The 21,176-nt window shown below is 67.3% G+C and carries 22 protein-coding genes; 11 read left to right on the top strand and 11 right to left on the bottom strand.

Annotated elements, in window-relative coordinates; all coding sequences use genetic code 11:
• Window positions 1-12 precede the first annotated feature (12 nt).
• Window positions 13-237 (top strand): hypothetical protein, encoded by a 225-nt coding sequence (locus A6E15_RS11640; protein WP_076146370.1) that lies wholly within the window; start codon window positions 13-15, stop codon window positions 235-237.
• Window positions 238-269: 32 nt separating this feature from the next.
• Here A6E15_RS11640 and A6E15_RS11635 read toward each other — a convergent pair whose 3' ends face one another.
• The 3 genes from A6E15_RS11635 to A6E15_RS11625 form a co-directional block, all read right to left on the bottom strand.
• Window positions 270-1,139 carry a class 1 fructose-bisphosphatase gene (locus A6E15_RS11635; RefSeq protein ID WP_076146368.1) on the bottom strand — a complete coding sequence of 290 codons (870 nt, stop codon included), beginning with the start codon at window positions 1,137-1,139 and terminating at the stop codon, window positions 270-272.
• Entirely contained in the window at window positions 1,140-1,934 is a 795-nt protein-coding gene (locus A6E15_RS11630; protein WP_076146367.1) for a class I fructose-bisphosphate aldolase, read from the bottom strand.
• 151 nt (window positions 1,935-2,085) lie between these two features.
• Complete coding sequence (locus A6E15_RS11625; protein ID WP_076146365.1) at window positions 2,086-2,835, bottom strand: DUF7409 domain-containing protein; 750 nt, start codon at window positions 2,833-2,835, stop codon at window positions 2,086-2,088.
• 116 nt (window positions 2,836-2,951) lie between these two features.
• Between A6E15_RS11625 and A6E15_RS11620 the strand changes: the two genes are divergently transcribed.
• Together A6E15_RS11620 and A6E15_RS11615 are read left to right on the top strand one after the other, a co-directional pair.
• Complete coding sequence (locus tag A6E15_RS11620; protein WP_076146364.1) at window positions 2,952-3,806, top strand: 3-hydroxyacyl-CoA dehydrogenase family protein; 855 nt, start codon at window positions 2,952-2,954, stop codon at window positions 3,804-3,806.
• A 63-nt stretch (window positions 3,807-3,869) separates the two neighbouring features.
• A complete protein-coding gene (locus A6E15_RS11615) occupies window positions 3,870-5,219 on the top strand; it encodes a hypothetical protein (RefSeq protein WP_076146362.1) in 1,350 nt (449 codons plus the stop codon).
• Between the two features lie 54 nt (window positions 5,220-5,273).
• Here A6E15_RS11615 and A6E15_RS11610 read toward each other — a convergent pair whose 3' ends face one another.
• A complete protein-coding gene (locus A6E15_RS11610) occupies window positions 5,274-6,767 on the bottom strand; it encodes a hypothetical protein (protein WP_076146360.1) in 1,494 nt (497 codons plus the stop codon).
• Window positions 6,768-6,909: 142 nt separating this feature from the next.
• A complete protein-coding gene (locus tag A6E15_RS11605; RefSeq protein ID WP_076146359.1) occupies window positions 6,910-7,968 on the bottom strand; it encodes a phytoene/squalene synthase family protein in 1,059 nt (352 codons plus the stop codon).
• Between the two features lie 148 nt (window positions 7,969-8,116).
• Here A6E15_RS11605 and A6E15_RS11600 point away from each other — a divergent pair, with 148 nt between their 5' ends.
• The 3 genes from A6E15_RS11600 (at window position 8,117) to A6E15_RS11590 (ending at window position 11,891) form a co-directional block, all read left to right on the top strand.
• The gene (locus tag A6E15_RS11600; protein ID WP_076146357.1) at window positions 8,117-8,764 is read left to right on the top strand and encodes an SDR family oxidoreductase; all 648 of its coding nucleotides are present in this window, start codon (window positions 8,117-8,119) and stop codon (window positions 8,762-8,764) included.
• A gap of 157 nt (window positions 8,765-8,921) precedes the next feature.
• Window positions 8,922-10,574, top strand: a complete 1,653-nt coding sequence (locus A6E15_RS11595) for a long-chain fatty acid--CoA ligase (RefSeq protein ID WP_076146355.1) — start codon at window positions 8,922-8,924, stop codon at window positions 10,572-10,574.
• A gap of 171 nt (window positions 10,575-10,745) precedes the next feature.
• On the top strand, window positions 10,746-11,891 hold the full coding sequence (locus tag A6E15_RS11590) for an acyl-CoA dehydrogenase (RefSeq protein WP_076146354.1): 1,146 nt from the start codon (window positions 10,746-10,748) through the stop codon (window positions 11,889-11,891).
• A gap of 27 nt (window positions 11,892-11,918) precedes the next feature.
• Here the strand turns inward: A6E15_RS11590 and A6E15_RS11585 are convergent, their stop codons facing one another.
• Together A6E15_RS11585 and A6E15_RS11580 are read right to left on the bottom strand one after the other, a co-directional pair.
• Window positions 11,919-12,206 (bottom strand): PadR family transcriptional regulator, encoded by a 288-nt coding sequence (locus A6E15_RS11585; RefSeq protein ID WP_076146352.1) that lies wholly within the window; start codon window positions 12,204-12,206, stop codon window positions 11,919-11,921.
• 47 nt (window positions 12,207-12,253) lie between these two features.
• Window positions 12,254-13,165 carry a DUF3267 domain-containing protein gene (locus A6E15_RS11580; RefSeq protein WP_076146350.1) on the bottom strand — a complete coding sequence of 304 codons (912 nt, stop codon included), beginning with the start codon at window positions 13,163-13,165 and terminating at the stop codon, window positions 12,254-12,256.
• A 107-nt stretch (window positions 13,166-13,272) separates the two neighbouring features.
• Here A6E15_RS11580 and A6E15_RS11575 point away from each other — a divergent pair, with 107 nt between their 5' ends.
• Window positions 13,273-13,566 (top strand): DUF7111 family protein, encoded by a 294-nt coding sequence (locus A6E15_RS11575; protein ID WP_076146349.1) that lies wholly within the window; start codon window positions 13,273-13,275, stop codon window positions 13,564-13,566.
• A gap of 42 nt (window positions 13,567-13,608) precedes the next feature.
• On the opposite strand, the gene A6E15_RS11570 is transcribed toward A6E15_RS11575, so the two are convergent.
• Complete coding sequence (locus A6E15_RS11570) at window positions 13,609-13,950, bottom strand: DUF7410 domain-containing protein (RefSeq protein WP_076146347.1); 342 nt, start codon at window positions 13,948-13,950, stop codon at window positions 13,609-13,611.
• Between the two features lie 149 nt (window positions 13,951-14,099).
• Between A6E15_RS11570 and A6E15_RS11565 the strand changes: the two genes are divergently transcribed.
• Window positions 14,100-15,521, top strand: a complete 1,422-nt coding sequence (locus A6E15_RS11565) for a heme o synthase (RefSeq protein WP_076146345.1) — start codon at window positions 14,100-14,102, stop codon at window positions 15,519-15,521.
• A gap of 316 nt (window positions 15,522-15,837) precedes the next feature.
• Here the strand turns inward: A6E15_RS11565 and A6E15_RS21900 are convergent, their stop codons facing one another.
• The 3 genes from A6E15_RS21900 to A6E15_RS11550 form a co-directional block, all read right to left on the bottom strand.
• The gene (locus A6E15_RS21900; RefSeq protein WP_076146343.1) at window positions 15,838-16,029 is read right to left on the bottom strand and encodes a hypothetical protein; all 192 of its coding nucleotides are present in this window, start codon (window positions 16,027-16,029) and stop codon (window positions 15,838-15,840) included.
• 252 nt (window positions 16,030-16,281) lie between these two features.
• Window positions 16,282-17,793: an SLC13 family permease gene (locus A6E15_RS11555; RefSeq protein WP_245800567.1), complete on the bottom strand. Its 1,512-nt coding sequence runs from the start codon at window positions 17,791-17,793 to the stop codon at window positions 16,282-16,284.
• Between the two features lie 164 nt (window positions 17,794-17,957).
• The gene (locus A6E15_RS11550; RefSeq protein WP_076146341.1) at window positions 17,958-18,203 is read right to left on the bottom strand and encodes a hypothetical protein; all 246 of its coding nucleotides are present in this window, start codon (window positions 18,201-18,203) and stop codon (window positions 17,958-17,960) included.
• Between the two features lie 158 nt (window positions 18,204-18,361).
• On the opposite strand from A6E15_RS11550, the gene A6E15_RS11545 reads away from it, so the two are divergent.
• The 3 genes from A6E15_RS11545 to A6E15_RS11535 all read left to right on the top strand — a co-directional run bounded on the left by A6E15_RS11545 (window position 18,362) and on the right by A6E15_RS11535 (window position 21,120).
• The gene (locus tag A6E15_RS11545) at window positions 18,362-19,420 is read left to right on the top strand and encodes a M20/M25/M40 family metallo-hydrolase (protein ID WP_076146339.1); all 1,059 of its coding nucleotides are present in this window, start codon (window positions 18,362-18,364) and stop codon (window positions 19,418-19,420) included.
• 138 nt (window positions 19,421-19,558) lie between these two features.
• Window positions 19,559-20,725 (top strand): thiolase C-terminal domain-containing protein, encoded by a 1,167-nt coding sequence (locus tag A6E15_RS11540; RefSeq protein WP_076146337.1) that lies wholly within the window; start codon window positions 19,559-19,561, stop codon window positions 20,723-20,725.
• On the top strand, window positions 20,725-21,120 hold the full coding sequence (locus A6E15_RS11535; protein ID WP_076146336.1) for a Zn-ribbon domain-containing OB-fold protein: 396 nt from the start codon (window positions 20,725-20,727) through the stop codon (window positions 21,118-21,120). Before A6E15_RS11540 ends, A6E15_RS11535 begins: the two co-directional genes overlap by 1 nt.
• Window positions 21,121-21,176 lie beyond the last annotated feature (56 nt).

The raw sequence follows: 21,176 nt of genomic DNA, 5'->3' as shown, positions 1-21,176 counted from the left end.
GGTCGAACCGCGATGAGTAACGATACCGGGCGGTCAGAGAGTGCCGCGTCCGGGCCCGTCAGAACGGCCGTCCGCACACTTGGCCGCGTACTGGGCGATCTGGTCGCCCTCTCGCTGTGGGTGCTGTTTCTCACCCTGCTGTTCCTCGAGACCGGTTGGCCCCGCTGGGCGTTCTACGCGCTGTTGCTCGTCGGTGTCGGCGTCTACGTGGCCGGAACGGCCGCCTGGACCGACTGACGATACCGAACAGCGAAAAACGGATCGGCGGGTTACTCGAGGGTCGCCTCGAGGCGCTCGATCAGTTCGTCGTTGCCGACGTGGACCGGCGTCCGGTCGTGGAGCGCGTCGGGCTCGACGGCGAGCAGCGAGCGGTCCCCGTTCGAGGAGCGCCCGCCGGCCCGCTCGACGACGTAGCCGATCGGGTTCCCCTCGAACTGGAGGCGGAGTTTGCCCTCGGGCCGGGACTCGAGGGCGGGGTAGCCGAAGGTTCCGCCGTAGGTCAGTACCTGATTAACGTCGCCGATCAGCGCGCCGCCGTAGCGGAGTTTGAGTTCGTCCTCGATCTCACGGGCGTACTCGCGGAAGTCCGCGGGCCAGTCGGGGACGCGGCCGCCGAAGCCGTAGACGACCGGCTCGTCGGGCAGGGTCACGTCGCGGTCGACGATCGTGCGCTCGCCGCCGGAGAGTTCGTACTCGGTGACGGTCTCCTCGGTGGCGATCAGCATCGTCGTGATCGGCCCGTAGAGGACGAAGCCGGCGGCCACGAGCGTCTCGCCGCGGGCGGGCAGGGCGGCGTCGTAGACGCCGAAGATCGTCCCCATCGTGTTGTTGGACTTGAGGTTCGAGGAGCCGTCGAGCGGGTCGACCGCGACCGCGTACGCGTCGCTGTCGGCTGGATCCGCACCGCAGTCGACGACGTCGGCGCGTTCCTCGCTGGCGTACTGGCCGACGCCGTCGATCCCGGCGAGCCGGTCGCCGAGCAACTCGTCGGCCCAGACGTCCGCTTCGGCCTGGGTCTCGCCGCTGGGATTTTCCCCGTCGACCGTGCCGCGACGACCGATCAGCCCCTGCCGGATCTCGGTCGCCGAGCGACCGATCGTCGCCACGACGTCCTCGACGACCGGGTCTGACACCGTCATCTATTCGGTGGCCTCGAGCGCGGCGTCGGCCGTCTCCTCCTCGTAGATGACCTTCTCGAGGGCGTCGAGCAGCCGCGTCGGGTCCTCGCGCTGCCAGACGTTGCGGCCGACGGCCAGTCCCTTCGCGCCGGCGTCGATGACCGCCTCGACCTGCGAGAGGAACTCGTAGTCGGAGGTCTTGGACCCGCCCGACATGATGACCTTCATGTCGCCGGCACAGTCGACGGCGTGGGCCATCGCGTCCGGGCTCCCGGGGTACTTGACCTTCGCGATGTCGGCGCCCAGCTCGAGGGCCAGCCGCGTCGCGTAGGAGATGGTGCTGGGCTTGGTGTCGTTTTTCAGCCCCTGGCCCCGCGGATACGACCACATGACCATGGGGAGGTCGTACTCGCGCCCGTTCTCTTGAGCGTCGCGGAACTCCTCGACCATCTCGATCTCGTGGTTCGAGCCGCCGTAGACGGTAAAGCCGAGGGCGTCGGCACCCAGTTCGGCGGCGTAGTCGACCGAGCAGTTGACCGCCGAGTCGGGCTCGCCCATCCAGAGGTTCGACGTACCGTTTAGCTTCAACAGGAGATTGACGTCGTCCTCGTAGCTAGGGTAGTAGCCCTCGGCGATCCCCTTCTGGACGGCCATCGCGGTGACGGCGTCGTGAGTCGCCGTCTCGAAGACCGTCGACGGATCGAGCTTCTCAGGGACGTCCTCGAAGTCGACGGGTCCGTGTTCTAAGCCGTGGTCCATCGCAAGAATCAGTGATTTGCCATCGCGAACGATCGGGGAATCGTCGATCGGAATCATCTGTTAGACGGTCCAACAGTGCGCTATAAATCTTTGATGGTCCTGATTATCGAAATTGAGTACTTGTGTAGTAATTCATCCGACTTGGGCCGCGCGACGTGACAGCGATCCGACTCGCCGGGCGCTCGGGACGGGATCGAAATCGGCTCCATCACTCGAGCAATTCGCGGGCGCTGTGTCGCCACGTGCGGACGTGCAAAACGTTCAGATCGAGCGCCTTGGCGACGGTCATCGCGTCGACCGTCGCCAGCCGCTCGGCCGACTGGACCCCAGCCTCGGCCAGTCGGTCGGCGTCGTCGGGGCCGACCCCGGTGACGGCGGCCACCGGCGTCGGCTTCGGGTACGGCCGCTCGTCGGGCCGGTTCCGTCCGACCGACACGCCTTCTTCGTCGTACTCGAAGGCCTGCCAGTCCTCGTCGTCGCTGACCGCGATCCACTCGCGTTCGGCTGCGCCCAGCCCGCGGACCTCGCTCGAGCGCCGCTGTAAGTCGCCGTCGGATTCGAACGACCACGGCAGCGAAAAGCGCCTGCGCAGGGCGGCCGCGACGTCCTCGTCGACCCCGTCCTCGAGCAACAGCCGATAGGAGTACTCCTTGTCGACGACCGCGTCGGGGTCGACGCCGGCGTCCGCGAGCGCCTCGCGCTCGGCCGGGTCGATCGCCGCGTCCGGCGCCGAACCCGCGGGTGCTTCGTCGTCGGTGTCCGTGGTCGCGTCGTCGGCCGCTGCGAGCAGTTCGTCCTCGTCGAAGGCGAGTTCGACGGGGTCAGAACCGACGGCGGCCGCGTCGTCGCCGACGTCGACGGTGATGCCGATGTCGACGACGGTCGCGTCCCCGCCTTCCCCGTCGCTCGCCGGGGCGGTTCCCGTCTCCGCGTCGCTGGCGACCTCTTCCTTGCTCACGCGATTCACCGGTCGTCCGTAGCTCACACTGTCTCGTCTTGAAAGTTGCCCTCGTGACCGACACGGCCCTCCGGCCGACCAGCACGCTTACGGCTTCGTCTGCGGAAAAGGCCGGTATGGTTCGCGAGCAACTCGACCGAATCGGCGTCGTCGGCGCGGGGACGATGGGCAGCGGCATCGCACAGGTCGCCGCCACGAACGGCTGCGAGGTCGTCATGCGCGACATCGAATCGGAGTACGTCGAGAACGGTTTCGACACGATCGACGACAGCCTCGGGCGCCTCGAGAGCCGGGGCGACCTCGAGGAAGATCCGGCAACGATCCGCGACCGGATCGAGGGGACCACGCTCCTCGGCGATCTCGGCGACTGCGATCTGGTCGTCGAGGCCGCCCTCGAGGAACTCGCAGTCAAGCAGGAAATCTTCGCCGATCTCGAGCGAGTGTGTGACGAGGACGTCGTCCTCGCGACGAACACGAGTACGCTCTCGATCACCTCGATCGCAGGCGACCTCGAGCGCCCGGAGCGCGTGATCGGGCTGCACTTCATGAACCCGGTGCCGATCATGGAGGGCGTCGAGGTCGTCGTCGGCGAGAAGACGACCGACGCGGTGACCGACCTGGCCCACGACTTCGCCGAAGACCTCGAGAAGACGACGTGGGAGGCCGACGACAAGCCCGGCTTCGTCACCAACCGCATCCTGATGCCCTGGATCAACGAGGGGATCCGGGCCTACGACGAGGGCGTCGCCTCGAAGGAAGACATCGACGCAGGGATGGAACTCGGGACCAACGTCCCGATGGGGCCGCTGACGCTGGCCGACCACATCGGGCTCGACGTCTGTCTCCACGCTTCCGAGACGCTCCACGGGGAACTGGGCGACCGGTACAAGCCCGCCTACCTCCTCAAGCGAAAGGTGGAGGCCGGCGACCTCGGCAAGAAGACGGGGCGTGGGTTCTACGAGTACGAGTGAGCTGACGGCGTTCCTTTCACCTTCGCGTAATTTATTTGGTGCTGATACGCGTTCGCGAAGACGATGCGCCCCGCCCGCTTCGCCGCCCTTTCCCTCTGTTGTAGCCTCGTCGCGCTGGCTGGCCTCACCGCGGTCGTCGCGGCGCCGCCCCCGGCACCGGTCTGTGGCGTCTGCGGGTCCAGCGTCGAAAACGTCAGCATCTCCGGTTCGGACGGTCCCGGAACGCTCGACATCTACGTCGACGAAACCGGCGACTCGCTGTGGCACGCCCGCGTTCCTGTCACCGAGTCGGCCGCCGAGCGATACCGGGCCAACGCGACCGCCCTCGAGGCCGCGGTCGACGACGCCTGGCCGCGCTATCACGTCGCCGAGGGGGACGTTCGAACCGTCGAGACGGCGCTCGGGAATCGAACCGTCGTCGTCAACTACACCGTCGACGACGTCGCCCGACGCGGCGTCGGCGACTCCTGGCTCCTCGAGTACTTCCACGAGAAGGGGCCGACGACCAATTACGACCAGCAGGCCCGGCGGGTGACGATACACGCGCCCGACGGAACGGTCATCACGAACCGGCCGGCCGACGCCAGCGTCGCGGGGAACGCCGCGACGTGGAGGTCCGACGATACGGACTCGACCGGGAGCGACTTCGACGAAGCCGTGTACGTCACCTACGGCGAGGGCGGCCTCCTCGGGGCCGCGAGCGGCTACGCGACGATCGGGATCGCGATCGGGCCGCCGGCGCTCGCTCGCGGGCTGGCTATCGGGGCCGTCCCCGGCGCGTTGATCGGTCTCTTCGGGGTCGCGATCGGACGCTACGGCCGCGGTTCCACCGCGTTCGAGCGGGCGGCGAACTGCCTCGGCCGCGAGCGACCGACGATCGATGCGGCGACGCTCGAGCGGCTGCTCGTCGCCGTCGGCGTCGGCGGGGCGGTCGGCGTCCTCGCCTACGGTGCGGTGGCGACCGGGCGGGCGTTTCCGCCGGCCGCCGTCGTGCTGTCGTCGCTGGGGGTCGGCTACGCGCTGCTCGGGTCGGCCGCCGCGCGAATCGGTTCCCGTCTCGAGACGCGCGGGCTGTTCGTCCTCGCCGCCCTCGCGACGGTCGTCGCCGCCGGCTACACGCGAGCGCTCGCCGGCGGAATCGCGTTTCTCCTGCCGTTCTCGTTCGGGTTCGCCACCGCACTCTTCCTGCCGATCGGCCACGCGTTCGAGCGCGGCCGGACGCCGGCAGCGCTACTCGGAGCCGTCACGCTCGTTCCGAGCGCCGTCATCGCGATCGTCTATCCGATGCGTTCGATCAGCGTCTGGACCGTCCTCGTCGGAACGGTACTCTTCCTGCCGTGGGTTGCCGTCGTCGCTCTCTTCGGCTACCCGCTCGCGCTGCTCGGCCGCACGCTCGCGGCCGAGGACGGCTGACCGCGCGTCCGCCGCTCGAGAGACCGCGCCTCACGCCGCAGTCTTCGGCCTCGATCAGCACGAGCGCTCGACGACCGTCGTCGTCTCCGGCGGCGGGGCCTCGCCCCCGAGCGCGATCCGCCGTTCGGTGTAGGTCACGGTGACGCTCTCTACGGGGCCACCGCTCGTCGCGCTCGCCCGTTCGCACACGTAGCCCGCGAACCGATCGGCGCGGGCGTCGTCCTCGAGCAGCGAATAGAGATACTTCCGCCAGCGGAAGTCGGGTCCCGCGTCGACCGCGGGCGGGTGACCGGTCCGAGCGGCGGTGCTGCGGAAAACGTCGACGTCGGCCCCCTCGTCGACGTGGCCGACCGCCGCGAACCCGCCGTCGGTCGTACTCGGGTCGGGTGCGAACATCGTCCACTGGTAGTCGTCCGGGACCCTCGAGTCGGCCGGCTCGAGGTCGGCCGTCGCCCCGAGCAACAGTCCACTCCAGAGGAGGACGACCGCCAGGACGCCGACGAGTGCGACCGATCGATACCGACCGATCCGATCTCGGACCGCCGACGGCAGCGGCGAACCGACGGAACGCGGGGGCGTCACGCGATCGATTCCGGACCGGCAGGTCGTCGGGGCGCGCTCGAGGGAGGGTGGCGCGACTCGATCGACCGCGCCGGCGGCGACGCGCTCGAGGGCGTCCCAGACGCCCGGCGGGAGAAAGAGGAGGACGGCGGCGAACAGGACGGCCGGGAAGAGGCCGACGGCCAGCGAGACCGCCATCCCGGAGACCGCGGCGAGAACGGCCGCGGCGTAGGCGGTTCGGAGACGACCGGTGAGCAGGAGCAACAGGGGTGCGCCGGTCACGAGCCCCGCCCAGGCGTACGTGCCGGCGGTGAGCGCGAGCGGGTAGTTCGCCAGGGCCTCGCCGAGCGGGAGCGTCAGTCCGTCCTGCCGGAGCGCGTAGCCGAGGGCGTCGCCGCCGTACCAAGTACTCCCCTCGGTCTTGAGGACGGCGTTGCTGACGAACAGGACGACGACGTGGACGAGGATCGCTGCAGTCGCCGGCGTCGCGATCAGCGCGTCACAACCGGCTCGCGCCGCGGCGTCGTTTCGGTCCGCTCGGTCCGCCCTCCCTCGAGCGTCGACCGCCCAGCGATCGCCGAGCGGGAGGAAGACGGCCAGCACAAGCAGTTCGCGCAGGAGCCTGTCGGCCCCGTTCAGGACGAACGGGTTGCGAAAGTGCAGCGAGAAGAGCAAGAGCGCGGACAGCGCCGTCGCGGTTCTCGTCCGGTAGCCGACCAGCAGCGCGATCGCGAGGATCGCCGAACAGCCGAAGAGGACGATCTGGGCCCACGGCTCGCCCGACAGCGCGTGAACCGAGTAGCGACCGAGCGGGTACTGCTCGAGGAGGTGCGCCCGTGGCAAGACGCCGTCGTCGGTGTAGAATGCGGCGAGAGAGCGCGCGCGGTGGCAGAGATCGAACAGGAGGAGGGCGCCGAGCGCGATGCGAAACGCCGCCAGCGCGCGCTCGTCGATGCCGACGCGGCGCTCGAGGGCGGGACGGATCATCGATGTCGAACTCGTCAGGACGGTCGCATACGTCTTGTGTCTCCCTCCCGGGCCGATCGACTACGCCGTCGGTTCGATCGGCGACTCGAGAACCGCTCCCGTCTGCGGGTCGGGCGGGCCAGTCGGGCGCAGCGGTGGCCGTCTACTGGTGGAGCGGCTGGTTGGCCATCTGCTCGCGCAGTTCGGACAGTCGCGAGCGGGAGACGCCGTCCTCGAACTGCTGGAGGAGGGCGAAAACCTCCGCTCGGGAGACTTTCACGTCGCCCTCGCGGACCACGTCCTCGGGCCGTTCGCGGAGTTCGCGGAGCGTGCCGACCGCCAGCAGATAGGGGATCGCCCACGCCGAGAGGCGGTTGCCGTTGTGTTCGGGGACGACTTCGAGGTATCGCTGGGCGTCGTCGAGGTAGCGCTCGGCGCGGCCTGTCACCCGCTTGATGACGTTCGTGACGCCACCGTGGTGGGCCTCGTCGGTGACTGCCTCGACGTCGACGTCCTCCGCGGCGAGCCACTCGGCGGGGAGGTAGACGTTGTTCTCCTCGCGGTAGTCGTCGTTGACGTCTTTCGCGATGTTGACCAGCTGTAGGAGGAGGGCAAACGAGCGGGCGTTCTCCCGCATCTCGTCGGCCCGGTCCTGTGAGGTGCCGCGGGCGACCAGCCCGGTGATAAGGGTGCCGACGGTGCCGGCGGCGTACCAGCAGTACTCCTCGAGTTCCTCGATGGTCTGTAAGCGCAGGCCGCCCTCGTCGGCGTACCGGTCGGTGAACATCGCCATCCCGTCGACGAGTTCCCGGACGGGATCGCGCATGATCTCGCGGGGCTCTTCGTCGAGGGATTCGAACGTCCGCAGGACGCGGGGGGTCTGGGCGACGACCTCCCAGTCGTCGTTTCTGTCCTCGGGAATCCAGGGCTCGACGTCGGCCATGAACTCCCCGATCGGTTCCCTCGCGTCGGGGTCGAGCAACCGGTCGTACCGCGTGAGCAGTTCCGTCTGTCGCTCCGGTGGGATGTGACCGGCGTCCTCGATCGTATCAGCGATGCGACAGAGGAGATAGCCGAGACAGATGTGTCTCGCCATCGGCTCTTCGAGCCGATCGATCGTGATCGAAAAAGTCCGCGAAACGCCGTGAACCGCATCGTAACACCACTCGAGGTCGTCCTCGAGGTCGGCGTCTGGTTTGGATTCGGGCTGGCCCGTGGTCATCTACTCGAGTTTGTTTAGGTACCACCCCGGAAAAACACCGCGGTCGCGGCGTGATCTTCCGCCCGGCTCGACGCGCGGGTCGGCCCGACCGATCGGGGCCGGCGACTTCCGCCGAAACCGGTATGGGTGCCAGCGGCGAAGTCGGCCCATGAGTAAGTCGATACTCGTCGCCGGCTCCCACGGCGGCGTCGGGCAGCACGTCACGGCACGCCTGGCCGAGAGCGGGGATACGCCGCGAGCGATGATCCGATCCGAGTCACAGGTCGCGGAGCTAGCGGCACTGGGCGGAGACCCGGTCGTCGCGGACCTGACCGAGCCGTCCTCCCTCGAGCGCGCGCTCGAGGGCTGTGACGCCGTCGTGTTCGCGGCCGGCTCCGGCGGCGAGGACGTCTACGGCGTCGACCGCGACGGCGCGATCAATCTGATCGACGCCGCGAGCGAGGCGGGCGTCGACCGGTTCGTCATGCTCAGTTCGATGGGGGCCGACGACCCGGACGCGGGACCGGAGCCGCTGCGGGACTACCTGATCGCGAAGGCCGAGGCCGACGAGTACCTCCGCCACAGCGGGCTCGCGTCCACGATCGTGCGGCCGGGCGAGCTGACGGACGAGCCCGGCACCGGCGAGATCCGGGCCGCCGAGGGGCTCGAGCTGGGCGAGGGAGACATTCCGCGCGAGGACGTCGCCGCGACGCTCGTGGCCGCGATCGACTGCGAGCCCGTCGTCGGCGAGACATTCGAGATCCTCTCGGGCGAAAACCCGATTCCGGACGCGATCGAGGCCGTCGGCTCGAGCTAGCCCCGTCGTAGAACGGCCTGCACGGACGATACCTGCCCGTTCTACGGTCGTCTCCGCTCCGTTTTCGATCGCGGATCGGCGTCCGGACGAGAGACGCGAATGCCAGGTCGATCTATGAAAAGAATAATACAGCATTTGCCCCTCTATAGGAGACGACATGCCAGCAGGTACCGATCAAACGCTGCGACCGTTCTTGTGGCGGGCGAGCAAGCTGTACTCCGAGACGGAGATCGTCTCCCGGAACCACGACGGGATGCAGCGATACACCTACGGAGAGTACGAGGACCGAACGAGCCAACTCGCGAACGCGCTCGACGAGTACGGAATCGAGGAGGGCGACCGGGTCGGAACCTTCTGTTGGAACCACTCCCGGCACTTCGAGACGTATTTCGCCGTGCCGTCGATCGGCGCACAGCTCCACACGATCAACCCGCTGCTCCCCGACGCACACGTTCAGTACATCGTCGACAACGCCGACGACGAACTGATCTTCGTCGACCAGTCGCTCGCGCCGAAGCTCGCGGGCGCGGTTGCCGACGCCGACGACGAGTTCGACGGCGTCGACTTCGTCGTCATGGGTAGCGAGGAATCCGACGATCTCGAGGCGACGCCCTACGAGTCGTTCATCGACGGCCACGAGACCGACTACGACTGGCCCGACGTCGACGAGGAACAGCCCGCGGGGATGTGTTACACCTCGGGGACGACCGGTAACCCGAAAGGCGTCGAATACACCCAGCAGATGCTCTGGAGCCACACGATGGCCTCCCAGACGCCACAGGGGATCCCGATGGCCGACGACGACGTCGTCATGCCCGTGGTGCCGATGTTCCACGTCAACGCCTGGGGGATGCCGTTTACGGCGACCGCCGGCGGGGCCAAACAGGTCTTCCCCGGTCCCTCTCCCGAGCCCGAAGACCTCGCGAGCCTCATCGAAAACGAGGGCGTGACGATCAGCGCGGGCGTCCCGACCGTCTGGCTGGGGCTGATGGAGTACTGCTCGGAGAACGACGTCGACCTCTCGACGCTGGATACCGTCATCGTCGGCGGCTCGGCGGCACCGAAATCGATGATCGAGTGGTTCGACACGCAGGGCGTCGAGGTGCTTCACGCCTGGGGGATGACCGAGATGGCGCCGATCGGCGCGGTCTCTCACCTCAAGTCCGACCTGCGGAACGCGGACTACGACACGCAGGTCGAAAAGCGCGGCAAGCAAGGGCTGGTCGTTCCCGGCCTCGAGTTCAAGGTCATCGACGACGACGGCGAGGAGATCGAGTGGAACGGACAGGAGTTCGGCGAACTGTGGATCCGCGGGCCGTGGGTGACGACGGAGTACTTCAAGCGCCCCGAGGCCAACGAGGAGGACTTCGAGGACGGCTGGCTCAAGACCGGCGACGTCGTCACCGTCGACGAGGACGGCTACATCAAGATCGTCGACCGCGAGAAGGACGTGATCAAGTCCGGCGGCGAGTGGATCTCCTCGGTCGAACTCGAGAACGCGATCATGGCCCACGACGGCGTCGCCGAGGCGGCCGTCGTCGGCGTGCCCCACGAGCGCTGGCAGGAACGACCGGTCGCGTTCGTCGTTCCTGCCGAGGGTGCCGACCGGGACGCCCTCGTCTCCGAAGTCAACGAGATGCTCGCCGACGAGTACCCCAAGTGGTGGCTCCCGGACGAGATCGAGTTCATCAAGGAAGTGCCCAAGACGGCGACGGGCAAGTTCTCGAAGAAGGACATCCGCGAGGAGTACGCCGACCAGTCCCTCGTCGAGGGGCAGGTTCCGGAAGACGCCGCGCCGGACGAGAACTGAGGCGATCGGCTGCCGATTTTTTGCGCTCCGTGCTCGTACCGGGAGCGAGTACGGTTCGTCGTCGACCACTGCTGGCTGAGACGCTCCTTCATAACGTGTCCTATCGTGGTACAAAGGGACACGATAGCGCGAAGAGAGAACAGTAAAGAATCACGATTCCTAATATCGGGTATGGACTTTGCACTCTCGGCTGAGCAGCAACAGATCCGGGACATGGTGTCGGAGTTCGTCGACGAGGAGGTCGTCCCCGTCGCCGAGGAGATCGACCACGACGACGAGTTCCCACAGGACCTCGTCGACCAGATGGCCGAACTGGGGCTGATGGGGATGCCCTTCCCCGAGGAGTACGGCGGTGCCGGCCTGGACTATCACTCCTACGCGATCGGGCTCGAGGAGATCTCGCGCGGCTCTGGGGGGCTCGGAACGATCGTCGCCGCCCACACCTCGCTGGCGGGCAACATGCTCTACGAGTTCGGCGACGAGTCCCAGAAGGAGGAGTACCTGACCCCCGTCGCGGCGGGCGAGGACATCGGGGCGTTCGCGCTCTCGGAGGCCGGCGCGGGCAGCGACGTGCCGGCCATGGAGACGACCGCCGAGAAAGACGGCGACGAGTACGTCATCAACGGCGGCAAGCTCTGGATCTCGAACGGCTCCGTGGCGGACACGGTCACGCTCTTTGCGAAGACCGATCCCGACGCGGGCAACAAGGGCATCTCCTCCTTTATCGTCCGCCCCGAGGAGGACGACGGCTTCATCGTCGAGGGCACCGAGGACAAACTCGGCGACAAGGGCTGTCCGACCGCCGAACTCCGGTTCGACGACCTCCGGATCCCGGAATCGCGCCGGCTCGGCGAGGAAGGTGACGGCTTCGTCCACGCGCTGAAGACGCTCAACGGCGGTCGGATCACGATCGCCGCCCGCGGCGTCGGTATCGCCCGCGCGGCCTTCGAGGAGGCACGGGACTACGCCACCGAGCGCGAGCAGTTCGGCCAGCCGATCGGCGAGTTCCAGTCGATCAAGCACAAGCTGGCGGACATGGACACCAAGATCCAGGCCGCGAAGATGCTCATGCACAAGGCCGCCGACAAGAAGATCCGCGGCGAGGACTACATCAAAGACGCCTCCCAGGCCAAGCTCTACGCCTCCGAAGTCAGCCGCGAGGTCGCCAACGAGGGCATCCAGATCCACGGCGGCTACGGCTACACCAAGGACTTCGCCGCCCAGCGGTTCTACCGCGACGCCAAACTCAACGAGATCTACGAGGGCACCAGCGAAGTGCTGCGCAACACGATCGGCGACCAACTGCTTGAGGAGTAGCGGCCGGCCGTCGCCGACTTCGCCTCGTCACTCGTTTTCGAGACAGTCTCCGACCCAGTCGTAGTGGTCCCGCACTCGCTGCTCCCCGCCATCTGTCAGCGCGTAGACGTCGTGCAGTCCCTCGGTTCGCTTCTCGACGACGCCCGCGTCGACCAGCGCCGACAGCGAGCCGTAGAACGACTTGGGCTCGAGCCGGTCGTCGTAGTGGGACTCGAGGCGCGTTTTCAGCTGCTGACCGCGCAGTTCGCCGTCCGCGGCCGCGGTGAGCAGGAAACAGATGTCCCGGCGGCGGCCGCTGTGGAGCCACTTGGTCATGGCGTGGTCTGGGTCGGGAACGGGCTCGAGCGTTACGGTTCGGGGACTCACTCGCCGCCGCGCTCGAGGCGTCGCCACAGCGTCGCCACGACAGTCCACGCCAGTCCGCCGAGGGCCGCCGTCCCGAGCATGGCTCGATCGCCGATCTCGAGGAGGGCGCTCCCGTCGGGGCGGCGGTCGTGGCGGACGAGCAGCCAGCCCCGGTCGGGGTCGCCGAGGACGACGTCGCCGGAGCCGAAGGCCAGCGAGAGCAAGACGGCCACCAGCGCGTAGGTCACGACCGCGGCGAGGGTCCCGACGCTCCCGGTCACAAAGCGCGAGAGGAGGCGCGCGCCGGGCAGCCGGTCGCTCGCGCCCACGTCCGTCCCGTAGATGCCGAAGCCCTGCACGCCGCCGGGCGGATCGCCGACGCGGACGTCGGCGGGGTACTGACAGAGGACCGCGGCCATCCAGAGGTCGCCGATCGAGCCGGCCGCGTTCGCCGCTAGCGGGACGACCAGCAGCGGTGACGGGTAGACGACCATCGCGGCGAGGCCGACGGCGGTGATCACGGTAAACGGCGCGAGCAGGGCGACCAGCAACTGGTTGCGGGTGTAGCTCGAGCCGTCGGTCTCGGCGTAGGCGTAGGGGAGGACGAAGTGGGAGACGCCGACGCCGTAGCGCGGCGAACCGCCGTAGCGGGCCAGAAAGAGGCCGTGCAGCAGCTCGTGGGGGACGACCACGACGACGAGCAGGCCGACGGAGACGGCCAGCCAGACGAGGATCGTCGGCGGCGACGACGGCGCGATCACGATCGGCTCGAGGGCGATCCCGCGGAGTCGGGCGAGGACGCGGGCGAACGCGTAGACCGCGCCGAAAAACCCCGCTGCGGAGACGACGAGCCACTGGAGGGCGACCGCCCGAGTGAGTCGAAACGTCGCGAGCGGGCGACGGGCCGTGGCGGCATCCGCTCGGTTCACGGCCCGTATCTCGAAGGCGACCGAAAAATCGGTATCGATGTTCGGCCCTCCCGGCGGGGTCGTCCGGAACCGACAGCTTCCCGGTGATCGATTCCCCACTGTCGCCCATGACCGACCAACGGACCGCCGAAGCCAACGGGATCGCGGCGACCTACGACGAGACCGAGACCGAACGGATCCTGTCGTTCGAGCGCGAGGCCGGGGCCGACTCGAGCGCCACGGCGGCGATCGCACAGAACGTCGAGGGCTACGCCATGTTGAAGGTTCGGCCGACGGCCGACGGCGACGAACTCGAGCGCTACTACGGGTTCGACATGGCGCTGGATCACGCCGGCGAACTGCTCGGCGTTTCGCCCCACGACCTGCCGGTCCCCGAGGCCGCCGAGGATATGGGAATGTGAACGGACCGGCAACGGGGCCGGGAGTAGACGGCGAACGCCGGATCAGACGACGAACGCCGCAACGATCAGCAGGCCGAAGTAAATGACGACGACCGCGCCGACGGCGTACAGCCGGACGCGCCGCATCGCGTTGCCTTCCTCGCGGCGGGCCCGCTCGAGGACCGCCCGCTCCCGGTCCGAAAGCCGCTCGGAGTGGGCGCGACCGCGGTGGAGTCGCTCGTAGCGGACCCGCTGAAACGGCCGCCCGCAGTACGGACAGCGCGCGGGCAGGTCGCCGTCGCTCGCGACGTCCTCGGGCGCGTCGACTGCGGGTTCGGTGACCGCCGTTGCACCGCTGGTGGCGCTCTCGCCCGTCGGCGTGCGATCGCTCGAGTCGCCCGACACGGCGGTGGCTACGACGACCCGTGGTATGCGTTTTCGGTCGATTCTCACGGACTGTCCGGTCGACTGACGTAACCGGTACCGGTATCCTACCACGGGAAAAAGCGGGAGCCCTAAATACGCGGAGTCGAACGGTGTAGACGAGAATAGCCGTGGCAACAGAGTCGTTTCCCCGCCCCGTCGGCACGCGACGCCGCTTTTCCGCACTGCTCGCAGCGACCGCGCTGGGCGTGTACCTCCTCCTCATCGTCGGCGCGACGACGTCGCTGACGAACGCCGCCGCGTCGTGTTCGACGTGGCCGACCTGTCACGCGCCGGTCGACCCGCTGAGCCAGACCGAACTTGCGATCGCGTGGACCCACCGACTCGCGGCCGTCGTCGTCGGCCTGCTCGTGGCCGGAACGGCCGTCGCCGCCGTCTTCGGTGACGCCTCGAGCCGCGTCCGAACGACGCTCACCGTCGCAGCCCTCCTCTACGTCGTTCAGGTCGGCGTCGGTGCCGTCACCGCGACGATCGGCCCCGCCGCGATCGTCCCCGGCCTCCACCTCGGACTCGGACTCGTCATCTTCTCGGCGGTCGTCCTCGCGCTCGCCTGGGACTTAGAGATCGCGACCGGGAGCGAGGACGAGGACGGCATCGACTCGCCCGAACCGCTCGAGGAGTCGATCCCGACAGCGAGCGAGCGCACGCTCCCCTCGAGTCGCCTGGCCCGCGCCCGACTGACCGCCTTCGCATACTTCCAGATGATGAAGCCGCGCCTGATGTGGCTGCTCTGTCTGGTCGCCGCCGCCGGGATGGCCCTGGCCGCCGGCCCCGGCCTCGAGACGGACACGATCGTCGCGACGCTCGGTGGCGGCGTCCTCGCGATCGGTGCCAGCGGGACGTTCAACCACGTCCTCGAGCGCGACGTCGACCAGAAGATGTCCCGGACCGCCGAGCGACCGCTCGCGGTGGACCTGATTCCGGTCCGGAACGCGCTGGCCTTCGGACTCGCGCTGACCGGGCTGTCGCTGGCGGCCTTCCTGACGATCAACCGGCTGGCAGCGGCGCTCGGTCTGGCCGCGATCCTGTTTTACAGCGTCGTCTACACGCTACTGCTCAAGCCGAACACCGTCCAGAACACTGTCATCGGCGGCGCTGCGGGGGCACTGCCCGCGCTGATCGGCTGGGCCGCCGTGACCAACGAGATCGGCTGGCCCGGCCTCGCGCTCGCGGCGGTCATCTTCCTGTGGACGCCGGCGCACTTCTACAACCTCGCGCTGGCTTACAAGGACGACTACGCTCGCGGCGGCTTCCCGATGATGCCGGTCGTCCGCGGCGAGACGGAGACCCGAAAGCAGATCATCTACTACATCGCCGCGACGCTCGTGAGTACGATCGCCCTGGCCTGGATCACCGACCTCGGCGCGCTGTATGCCGGGACAGTCGTCGTCTTCGGTGGCCTCTTCCTCTGGGCCGCCGTGCGGCTCCACTTCGAGCAGACCGAGGCCGCCGCGTTCCGATCGTTCCACGCCTCGAACGCCTTCCTCGGGGCCGTGCTGGTCGCGATCCTCGTAGACGCGCTCGCGTTCTGACATCGCGCGGGACGGCTCGCGGGAGTTTCGCGTGGTCGTCGACACTCGCTCCGTCCGCAGACTGCTCCAACTCATGCGGTCGACTGTACGTCGTTGTCGGTAGGACCGCGACCCGCCCTGGGTCCCACTGGGACATCGGTACAGCAGACCGTATCGGGGCAGTATCGCGGTCACGACTCGAGCGACCGAGAGTCGTTTCACCGGTCGTCCGACTGCTGTCGAGACAGCGCAGTGAGTTCCCGAGGAGTCAAGACCACGGTACGTACCGGACGACAGTGGATTGTCGGGGAGCGCTGTCAGGTCAGTCGCGGTAGTGTCACGTCCCCCAGATGGAGGAGTTACCGACGCAGTAGAACAACCCTACCCAACCGAGAAAGAGTCCCGCGATCACTACCAGAAAGTCGGCCAAACAAGTTCCAACGACGACGCAGTATCCGATACCGATCGTGAGTAGTACCAGTGAACTGCCGATCAACACGTGACACCGGCGTTCGACGCTGGGTTCCATACGCCGTCGTATCACAATCGGGCGTATATACCTATATCAAATAAAAAAGATATTCGTGGCCTCATGGTACTACTTGCTCGGTCCGTCCCTGCCGTGACCCGATTTCCGGATTGGGTTGCGAGCGTATTTCCGGAAACGCACCCGTGTTACGGGCTACTAACAGATCGAGAGCCCACCGCGAACGCCTCGAGAGCTTCGATCCCACACGACGACGAGACGCCCCGATATCGAATCACTTGCCCTCGAGGCGGGTCACCAGAGCAGGTGCGGCCAGACGAAGGTAAACAGGAACCAGATCATGGCCGTCAGCACGACCGTCATGATCGCGTTCAGGACCAGCCCCGCCCGGAGCATGTGGCGCTGCTTGACGTACCCGCTGCCGAAGACGATGGCGTTGGGCGGCGTCGCGACCGGCAGCGCGAAAGCGAAGCTCGCGGCGATCGCGCCGGCGACCGAGAGGAAAAGCGCGGTCGAGAAGTCGGTCAGCCCGAGCGTCGCCGAGAAGACGCTCCCGAGGCTGATCAGAATGGGGACGATGATACTGGTCGTCGCGGAGTTCGAGGTCATTTCGGTGAGGAAGATGACTACCAGCACGACCGCGCCGATGACGAGGACGATGGGAGCGCCGACGAGTCCGCCGAACACGGTGTCGGCGATCCACTCCGTCGCGCCCGTGTCCGCCAGCGCGTTCGCGAGGGAGATCCCGCCGCCGAACAGCAACAGCGTCCCCCAGTCGATGTCGACCAATTCCTCCCACTCCATCGTGTCGGCCAGCACGAGCGCGGGGACCGCCGCGACGCCGACCATGACGTAGTAGAGCAGTCCCTGATGGCCCTCGACGCCGAAGACCGTCATGCCATCGCCGCCGAACACGGTCGTCATCCAGACGGCCGGGAGGTACGGCTCGAAGAGGTCGCCGAGTCCGCCGAGCATCCAGAGCCCCGCCGTCACGGCGAAAATCGCCGCCACCCGTTTCCCGCGGGGGTCGAGTTCGCCTTCGGCCTCGAGTTGCTCCCGGGCGGTAGCTCGCGCCCGCTCGACGTCCGGCACCTCGGGCGGGTACAGCACGTACGTCAGGAGGAACCAGATCAGCGGCAGCGTCACGACGACGATCGGGAATCCGACGAGGAACCAGTCGGCGAATCCGACTTCGTAGTCCAGAATGGCGTCGAGCTGGCCGACGAGGATAGCGTTCGGCGGCGTCCCGATGATCGTCCCGACGCCGCCGACGCTCGCGGCGTAGGCGGTCCCGAGCAGCATCGAGATCTGGAGGTTGGTAAACGCGGCCGTCGACTCGAGGTCCCCGCCGTCGGCGACCGTTTCGGCTGCGTCGCTCTCCCGGCTCCGTTCGTCCGAGGATGCGAGATCGTCCCGATCGAGGACCTGGCTGAGGACGCCGACCGCGATCGGCATCATCATCGCGGCCGTCGCGGTGTTTGACACCCACATCGACAACACGGCGGTCACGACCATGATCGCGAAGATCAGCCGCCGCGGCGAACTGCCCATTTTGGCGATGGAATACAGCGCGATCCGCCGGTCGATGTCGTACTTCTGGATCCCGTTGGCCAGCATGAATCCGGCCAGAAACAGGAAGATGATGTGATCGGCGAACCCGACGAGCGCCGCGTCCATCGAGTCGTAGACGCCGGTCCCCGTGAGCAAGACGGGGATCGTCAGCGCGGTGACCGCGAGCGGGAGCGCGCCGGTGACCCAGAGGAACCCGGCGAAGAACATGGTCGCGAGCGCGTACTGGCCCGTCATCGAGAGTCCCGACGGCGACGGCGCGGCCGCGATTGCTACCGTTCCGATCCCCGCGAGGGCGAATAGGGATATCCGGCGGTTTAAACCACCCAAGAGTCGGTGTATCATTGATACACACAGGAATTATCATTACGATTCTTAAGCGCTTCTATTCGCGAGCGTCCCTAGAAATGATCGACGATCGCCCGCACCTGCTCGGCGGTGAGTTCCGCGCCGTAGAGTTCCAGCAGCGTCTTCCGGCGCGCTCGAGAGAGCGATCGACTCCCGCTCTCGAGCATCGAGAGGTGTGCCTGCATGAGATCGTCTATCTCCCGTTCGACCGCCCGCTGTTCGTATCCGGCCGCGACGCGGAGGAGCCGCCACGCCAGCGGGGAGATGCCCTCGGGATCGGGGAGGTCGGAAGCGTCCATGAGCGTCAGTTACGGGAGACATACCAAGGTGGCTTGAAATGCGTTCCGTCCGGCGGCGGTGGAACGTCGGTTCGGGCCTGCGATCGCCACGACTGTCGCGACGGGGTGTCCGTGGGATCATAGTCGAATTTTTCACCGATCGGACCGCATGTCGGTGCATGGAGCAACAACGCCGTCGGTTCCTCGAGGAATTACTTACCACAGCGACGCCGTCCGGGTTCGAGACACCGGGTCAACGCCGCTGGGTAGAGTACGTCGAGGAGTTTGCCGACGAGGTGCGGACCGACAGTTACGGAAACGCCGTCGCCGTGCTGGAGGGAAACGAGACGTCGATCGCTCTCACTGGACACAGCGACGAAATCGGCTTCATGGTGCGAGATATCGAGGAAAGCGGCATACTCCGAATGACTCCTGTCGGGGGGTCGGACCGGACCGTCTCGAAGGGCCAACACGTCCGTATCCATACCGATGCCGGGCCAGTTCCGGGAGTGATCGGTCAGACGGCGATTCATCTCCGTGATCACGAAGACGAATCGCTCACCGATATCGACCAGCAGTATATCGATATCGGCGCCGACGATGCGGCCGAAGCCGAGGAATTAGTCGAACGCGGCGATCCGATTACGTTCGATCAAACGGTCTCCGAACTGGAGCACGGACGGATCGCAGCACGCGGGCTGGACAATCGCATCGGTATCTGGGCCGCGGCGGAAGCCCTCCGGCGGGCAGCCGAACGCGACCACGAGGCGACGATCTATGCCGTCTCTACGGTTCAAGAGGAAGTCGGGTTACAGGGCGCGAAAATGGTCGGCTTCGATCTCGCACCCGATGCAGTAGTCGCGATCGACGTGACTCACGCGACGGACACGCCGGATCTTCCGTCGGGTCAAAAAACCGGTGTCGAACTCGGTGACGGCCCGGTCGTCGTACGCGGAAGCGCAAACCATCCGCGACTCGTCGATGCAGTTCGGCAGACTGCCTCCGAGGCCGATATCGATATCCAGTTACAGGCATCGGGAACGAACACCGGGACGGATGCCGATGCCTTCTATACTTCCCGCGGGGGGATTCCGTCGGTGAACGTCGGCGTCCCGAACCGCTATATGCACACGCCCGTCGAGGTCGTGGATCTGGCGGATCTCGAGACGGTCGCCGAACTTCTGAGCGCCGTCCCAGCTACTGTCGCTGACTGTGACCTTTCCACGAGCATCGAATAGCAGGAGCTGTCCCTCGTAGCGCACGCCGTTCGTCGCGGAGAACGGTGCTACCGATCGACCCACTGCACCTATCATCGAACTGGTACGCGCAGTCGTAACCGCTGAGTATTAATCGATCCGTCCACTACGCGTGTGTACATGAGTGACGTACGTGTTGCAGGGACAGGGCTAACGCCGTTCGGGAACAGTCCCGAACGGACCAGCCGTGACCTCTTCGCGGAGGCGAGTATCGCGGCCTTCGAGGACAGCGGCGTTCCCCGCGAGGACGTCGAGGGCGTCCTCTACGGCAACTTCATGGGCGAACTCTCCGAGCATCAGGGCCATCAGGGGCCGCTGATGGCGGAAGCGGCCGGCGTCCAGGCCCCCGCGACCCGCTACGAATCTGCGTGTGCCTCGAGCGGCGCTGCCGTCCGCGAGGCCGTCAAACGAATCCGTACCGGCGAGGACGACGTCCTGCTGGTCGGCGGTGCGGAACGAATGACCAACCTCGGGACCGCGGGCGCGACCGAGGCGCTGGCGATCGCCGCCGACGACCTCTGGGAGGTCCGGGCCGGGGTGACCTTCCCCGGTGCGTACGCACTGATGGCCCGGGCTTACTTCGACGAGTTCGGCGGCGAACACGAGGATCTCGCCCACATCGCGGTCAAGAACCACGAAAACGCCCTCTCGAACGAGAAGGCCCAGTACCAGAGCGCGATCGAGGTCTCCGACGCGCTCGAGGCCCCGCCGGTCTCGGAACCGCTCGGGCTCTACGACGCCTGTCCGATCTCGGACGGCGCGTCGGCGCTGGTCCTCACGAGCGAGTCCTACGCCGAGGAACACGACCTCGAGGCCCCGGTCGCGATCACGGGCACCGGACAGGGCGGCGACCGGATGGCGCTCCACGACCGCGAGTACCTCGCCCGCTCGCCCGCGGCCCGCGAAGCCGGCGACGAAGCCTACGCCGACGCCGGCGTCTCGGCCGGCGACGTCGACCTCGCGGAGGTCCACGACTGCTTTACCATCGCCGAAGTGCTGGCGCTCGAGGCGCTCGATCTCGAGCCGATCGGCGAGGGGATCACGGCCGCCCGCGACGGGCGGACGACCGCGGACGGCGAGACGCCGATCAACCTCTCGGGCGGGCTGAAGGCCAAGGGCCACCCGGTCGGTGCGACGGGGGCTTCTCAGATCGCCGAAGTGACCGACCTGCTGGCCGGCGACCATCCGAACAGCGACCACGTCGCGGACGCGACGACCGGCGTCGCCCACAACGCGGGTGGCACGGTCGCGAGCGCGACCGTTCACGTTCTGGAGGTGCTAGAGTAATGAGCGATGCCGACGACACCGTCGCCGACGCCGGCTTCGACGACTGGCTCGACGCCGCCGAGGACGGCGCTGCCTACTACCTCGAGTGCCCCGAGGATCACACGTCCCTGCCGCCGCGCCGGGTCTGTCCCGACTGCGGTTCGACCGACCTCGAGGAACTCGCCCTCCCGGACACCGGCGAGGTACGGACGTTCACCGTCACGCACGTGCCGACGCCGGCCTTCGAGGAGGACGCCCCCTACGCGACGGCCGTCGTCGACTTCGGCCCCGTCAGCCTGACCGGTCAGGTCGTCGGGATCGACGTCGGGGACGTCGAGACCGGCCTCACGGTCGAACTCGAGATTTCGGTTTCGGAAACGACCGGCGAGCGAGTGATCGGTCTGCGACCAGCGTAAGCCGCCGAACGGGGCGGCCGTTGCGGGGCCGCCCGCCGATGGCTATTTCACTCGCG

It is taken from the genome of Natrinema saccharevitans (genome assembly GCF_001953745.1).
GTDB lineage: Archaea > Halobacteriota > Halobacteria > Halobacteriales > Natrialbaceae > Natrinema > Natrinema saccharevitans.
This window is presented reverse-complemented; position numbering and strand designations above follow the sequence as displayed.